At 40.3% G+C, this 5,863-nt stretch carries 5 protein-coding genes; 1 reads left to right on the forward strand and 4 read right to left on the reverse strand.

Annotated elements, in window-relative coordinates:
- Positions 1-130: 130 nt before the first annotated feature.
- The 4 genes from AAAY30_RS11000 to AAAY30_RS11015 are packed head-to-tail and all read right to left on the reverse strand — an operon-like array spanning position 131 to position 4,945.
- The gene (locus tag AAAY30_RS11000; RefSeq protein ID WP_499215947.1) at positions 131-1,681 is read right to left on the reverse strand and encodes a DUF4340 domain-containing protein; all 1,551 of its coding nucleotides are present in this window, start codon (positions 1,679-1,681) and stop codon (positions 131-133) included.
- Entirely contained in the window at positions 1,681-3,267 is a 1,587-nt protein-coding gene (locus AAAY30_RS11005; protein WP_302198972.1) for a GldG family protein, read from the reverse strand. The genes AAAY30_RS11000 and AAAY30_RS11005 overlap by 1 nt, the downstream gene beginning before the upstream one ends.
- 14 nt (positions 3,268-3,281) lie before the next feature.
- Complete coding sequence (locus tag AAAY30_RS11010; protein WP_022233884.1) at positions 3,282-3,986, reverse strand: ABC transporter permease; 705 nt, start codon at positions 3,984-3,986, stop codon at positions 3,282-3,284.
- A complete protein-coding gene (locus AAAY30_RS11015) occupies positions 3,986-4,945 on the reverse strand; it encodes an ABC transporter ATP-binding protein (protein ID WP_022233885.1) in 960 nt (319 codons plus the stop codon). The genes AAAY30_RS11010 and AAAY30_RS11015 overlap by 1 nt, the downstream gene beginning before the upstream one ends.
- Positions 4,946-5,172: 227 nt before the next feature.
- Between AAAY30_RS11015 and AAAY30_RS11020 the strand changes: the two genes are divergently transcribed.
- Positions 5,173-5,526 (forward strand): SpoVA/SpoVAEb family sporulation membrane protein, encoded by a 354-nt coding sequence (locus tag AAAY30_RS11020; RefSeq protein ID WP_195411341.1) that lies wholly within the window; start codon positions 5,173-5,175, stop codon positions 5,524-5,526.
- Positions 5,527-5,863: the final 337 nt, after the last annotated feature.

The raw sequence follows: 5,863 nt of genomic DNA on the forward strand, positions 1-5,863 counted from the left end.
TTGAAAAGATTGACCAAACTTTTATAATTGCTTGACAAAGCACTTTGCTAAACCATAATTTTTACAAAGAGCAAAAACACAGCCCGATTCGTTTCTTGAATCGGGCTGTGCAGCGTTTAATTATAACAAATTATATTGCGAAGTCTGAAACCTCTTTATTATTTGCTACAGTTTTAACCTGTTCTATAAGTTTACTTGGATTTGTCTTGTAAAGGTGTCCTACGCTTATGCCGTTTACCTCTGCAAGGTATTTGTTTCCGCCGGCATCATAGAATTTAACTGTATCTGTACTGCCGTCTGTATATTTGTACTCGGCTATAAATACCGCCTTTCCGCTTGGCTTGTCACTGCTTGTGTCGCTTTTCTTAAGTAATGTAAGGTTCTGGAAGAATGTTGAGAAGTATGATGAGTTAATCTCACTGTCACCGTACATTACAGATGTTGTGGTTGTAGTTGATTCCTCGCCGTCTTCGTTTGTTGTAGCGGTTTCCTTTGTGCCTATGTCAAAGGTATAAGTGTCGGAACCGTTGTTTACCGTAAGTGTGGAAACAGCCGTCATAAGCGGATGGAGAACATACTCTGACGAAAGTTTTTCGTAACTCATATCTACCCAAGGCAAGTTTGCGGATGCCATTGAATAAACAACTTTTCCGCCCTTTTCCATAATGTTTACATTGCCCGAGCCGTCAGGCTGTGATGCAATAAGGTTTATTGTTGTGTCCGGATACACAGCCTCAAGAGTTACATACGGATCTGCCAGTCCGAGTTCTTTGAGTTGAGCGTCGGACGGTTTTACCATTTTTACCGACTTGGCATACAAGCCTCTGATTGCGCCCGATACCTTACTGCTTGCATCTTCGCTTGCGTAAGCCTTATTAGGTGAAGTGATAACTGTTGCAGCGGAGTTCTTTCCGTCGTTGTTCGGTTCAAGTACTACGGCTTGCGGGAAGTTTTTACCCGAAAGTGTAATTTTGCTGAACTGTGAATTGTCTGTATCCGATGCGGCATCATTGATTGCCTTTGAGAACATATCGGTAAGGCTGTATGAGAACGAGTCTACGGCATCACTTTCTACAAGGTAGATTGTGTCGGATGTACCGAACTTTACATATGTTCCTGCCGATGACGGAGCATTGCCGCCTACAATGAATTTAGCCTTTGTATTATCTGTATATGTAACAAGGACTGTTGCTTTCGGATTGTCAAAACCACACTCCGAAGATTTTGCACCGTCAAGGCTGATTACTTTGCTGAAATCAAGTGCCGCAGCATCGTTTGCGATTGCATCGGCGTAGCCTGTCTGCAAATCAAAATCTTCAAAGCCTACAAGAGTATAAATGGTTTTTTCTGTCTTGCCGTTATCATCAACGGGAGTTTCGGACTTTATGTCGAGTGTACCCGATGTGTTTTCAACATTGATTGTTGAAATCTTTGCAGGCACATAATCAATCAAAGTACCGTAGCTGTTATTTTCAATTTCGCCCTTATCGTTTGTTTTGATGGTTGCCTGGTGCATACCGTTTCCATCAACAGATGTTGACATATCGATACCCGGGTCAATGCTGTCCATCGGGTCTGCGTTATCGCCTGATTTCGGCAGGAATATCAGCAACAGCATTACGCCTACGAGCACAACTGCTGCGGCTGCGATTATAATAAGAAGTTTAACATTCTTTTTCATTATTTGTTCCTCCTGCGTAACCACATTACAATGCCTGTTACGAGAACTGCAACAGGAACTACGATTACAAATATAACGAAGAGAGTGTTCTTTGTTGTTGCATCGGTAATTCCGAGCTCGGCATTCTGCATTGATTTACCCTCAATGGTAATACCCGCATTGTCCTTATCTGCAAGTGTGTTAATCATATTCATAAAGTAGCCTGAATTGTTAAAGCTGTTGTATGACATAATGTCAGAAGTAAACATTGAATATGAACCGAAAACAACTACCTTTGAAGATGCGTTGTCTGTATTTGACTTAACACCCTCGGCGGCAACATTAATATTTTCGCCTGTAATGCCGTTTTTGTAATTCCAAGTGTCATCTGCGTCTGTTGGGTAAATACCTGCTGATGTAGATGTTGTAAGAAGTGCATGTGAAACGCTTGAATCCGAAAGTGTAACGCTTCTTGCAAAGAGTGTTACAACAGGGATATTAGGATTTTTAAGTCCTGTTGTGTAGTAGTCGGTGTAGTCAACTGTGAATATGTACGGTGAGCTGTTGCTTACAAGGCGGTCTGTGCTTGTTTCATAAACATAGCCCGGATTTACCTGCATACCCCACTCGTTTAAAAGACTGTCAATGTTTGGAGTGTCTACATTGTTTTCTGTAGGGATAAAGATAAGGTTTCTGCCGTATTTGCCGTCATTGTCAAGCCACTTTGAAATCTTTTCGACTGTGCCTTCGTCAAGGTCAACAGACGGTGCATAAAGGATTGCAAACTTAGCGTCCTCATCAAGGTCGCCTGTAGCGAGAGAAACATCGTTTACCTGATAAGCGTTGTTCTGTAAAAGAGTTTTGATTGCCGACGAATCCTGCTCCTGGTTACCTGTAATCATATCAACTACAACTTTGTCTTCTGTAGTAACATTGAGAATAGCTGTAACAACGGCCTGCTCAACAAGTGAAGATGTTACATAGTAAGTGCCGTACTGTGAATAGTAATCCTTGTCGTATTCAAAGCAGTCGTCAATTGTAAGCACTCTGTACTGGTCGCCGCACTCGACGATCATCATATTTGAGTTTTTGCTCCAATCTGCGTCTGAATATTTCTGTGAAATAGACGGATTGCTTGAAAGGTCAATGTAATTAAGTTTGATTTTGCCGTTTGATGCGCTCTCCATTTTTTCAAGGAGTTTGTTTGCCTGAATGTAATACGCACCCGAACCCTCAAACTTTTCTTCTGTTGTAAGTACAGTGATTTTAATGTCTTTGTCAATGTGAGAAACATAGTCTATAGTGTCGTTTTCAAGTGCAAATGAAGATTCTTTGGTAAAGTCAAGAACCATATTCGGGAATCTTCCAACGAGAAGCGAAACCACTATGTTGAGAACGATAACAAGTGCGATTACAATTGCAACAATTGCCGCCGCAATTGAGCCGTGGCGGGCTTTTCTTGATTTTAAGAAATTCTTAAATCCGCCGTTTTTCTTGTCTTTCTTAGGCTTTTCGGTTTTTTCGGTTTTAGCCGCTTTATCGTCGTCTGTTTTTGTTTTAACTTCGGCAGTGTTTTCTGCCACTGTGTCTTTTTTCAATTCGCTCATTGCTCTTTACCTCCTTAGCTCCAGCGTCTTTTTTCAAGTACACGGGCGGTAAAGAACAAGAACAATCCCGTAACACTTAAAAAGAATATAATGTCTGTAAGATTAAGCATACCGTATGTAAAGTTTGTGTAGTATGTAAGAAAATCAATTTTTTTAACAATAGTTGCGATCCAGTCAACGGTGATGTTGCTTGAAAGGTTGCTTAGCATATAAATAAGAAGACCTACGCCCATACCTGCAACTGCGGAAATAATCATACTTTCTGTAAGTACAGAGATGAAAATGTCAATTGCAATAAGAGCAGAGCCTAAAAGCAAAAGTCCGAGTACGGTACAAAGCACAACCGCCCAGTCGGGAGAAGTGAAGAATGAAATTACAAGTGCATATACAACAAAGATAAGCGAGCATATTGCAAAGAGAATAAGTGCTCCGAGGAACTTGCCCATTACAATTTCAAAAAGGCTTGTAGGCGAAGTAAGGAGCGCCTGGTCTGTACGCTGACGCTTTTCCTCTGAAAAGCTCTTCATTGTGATAATAGGAATTATAAAAAGAATAATAATAAACATATTTCCGAAAACATAGGAAAGGCTTGAAGTATCGTTTTCAATACAAATCATACTGAAAAACAAGCCCGAAAACAGGAAATATACCGCCATTACAACATAGGCAACGGCTGAATTAAAATAAGAAGAAAGCTCTCGCTTTAAAATTGCCACCATTATTTTTTACCTCCGACTGTGTCATAATTGCCGTTAGCAGTAAGCTTAAGGAACATTTCCTCAAGTGTTTCGTTGCCCGACTGCATATCAAGAATCGGACAGCCGATTCTTGCCATTGCGTTAAATACATCACGGCGTACGTCGTGATCTTTTTCGTACTCAACCATATATTTTGCCGAGTTGCCGTTCTTTTCGGAGATTTTATTTACACGAATAACCGCAGGAATGTTTTTGATTGCAGAGATAATATCCGAAGCGGCACCCTCGACTACAAGCGCAAGTTTTTCTTCGCCTGCGGTAGAAGACGAAAGCTCGTCTGTCTTTGCATCAGCAACTATTTTACCGTTTGAAATAACAAGAATTCTGTCGCAGGTTGCTGAAATTTCCGACAGCACATGAGAAGATAATATAATGGTATGCTTTTTGCCAAGACTTTTAATAAGTTTTCTGATTTCGATAATCTGCATAGGGTCAAGTCCGACAGTCGGCTCGTCCAGAATAAGCACGGGCGGATTGCCGAGCAAAGCCTGGGCAAAACCGACACGCTGACGATAACCTTTTGAGAGGTTTTTAATAATTCTGTCTGCCTGTTCGGTAATACGAACAAGTCGCATAACCTCTTCAATGTGTTCTTTTTTAGGAAGTTTAACCTTTTTGAGGTCAAACATAAATTCAAGATACTTTTTCACCGTCATATCAGTGTAAAGCGGTGGAATTTCGGGGAGGTAACCGATTTTTGCCTTTGCCTCTTTCGGATTTTCAAGTATTTCCTTTCCGTCAATAGTTACTGTGCCCGATGTGGAAGAAATATACCCTGTGATTATATTCATAGTGGTAGATTTTCCGGCACCGTTCGGGCCAAGAAATCCGAGGATTTCGCCCTCGCCAACAGTAAAGCTGATATTATCGACAGCTTTGATGTTGCCGTAATTTTTTGTGAGTTTTTTAACCTCAACCATGTGACTTGTTCACTCCTTAATAATAGTAAGCATATAAAAACTTTGTGTACTCCGCAAAGTCATATCGCAACAGCATATATTATACTATATAAAAACAGTTTTGTGTATATTTTTTATGAAAAATCATAGCGGCTACACAAATTTTCATTTTCCTGTCACATTTCGGAATAAAAATCGCACATTTGCAAATAACTAAAGGTAATAAAATCTTGTAAAGAGGAATTGTTATGGATTATATAAATGCATTTTGGACAGGCGGACTTATTTGCGTAATCGGTCAGATTTTAATTGACAAAACAAAACTTACTCCCGCCCGAATACTTACAGGCTTTGTGGTGGCAGGTGTGATTTTGGGCGCAGTCGGACTTTACGAACCCTTCGCCGAGTTTGCGGGCGCAGGAGCGGCAGTTCCTATCAGCGGTTTCGGCTTTTTGATGAGTCAGGGCGTAAAAGAGGGACTTGCTGCGGACGGCGCTCTCGGTATTCTCACGGGCGGACTTAAAAGTGCTGCGGCAGGTATTTCTTCGGCAATATTCTTTGGCTTGATTGCAGGTTTAATCACTAAGTCGGGCGACAAATAATATATTTTTTCAAAAAGGAATCCGATTGTTATGTCGGGTTCCTTTGCTTTTTTTGACCTTACATAAAGCACCGTATAAGCATAGTCGACTCCGCTAAATTTTACAAAGCATAAGGCATAATACACATAAACAGCTCAAACTATTTGTAAATATTGCCGTATTTATTTTTTAATTAATAAAATTATGGTAATTTTGATAATTATGTGATAATATTATTTATGACAGAAATTCAAAATAGGGCAGATTGCCCTTTAAATTAATTTTGAAAGGAGTAATCAAACCAATGAACAAGCACGGAATGCTAAAAGCGACAAGCGTTGCAATTGCACTTTGCACC

Source organism: Ruminococcoides bili, assembly GCF_040093295.1.
Lineage (GTDB): Bacteria > Bacillota > Clostridia > Oscillospirales > Acutalibacteraceae > Ruminococcoides > Ruminococcoides intestinale_A.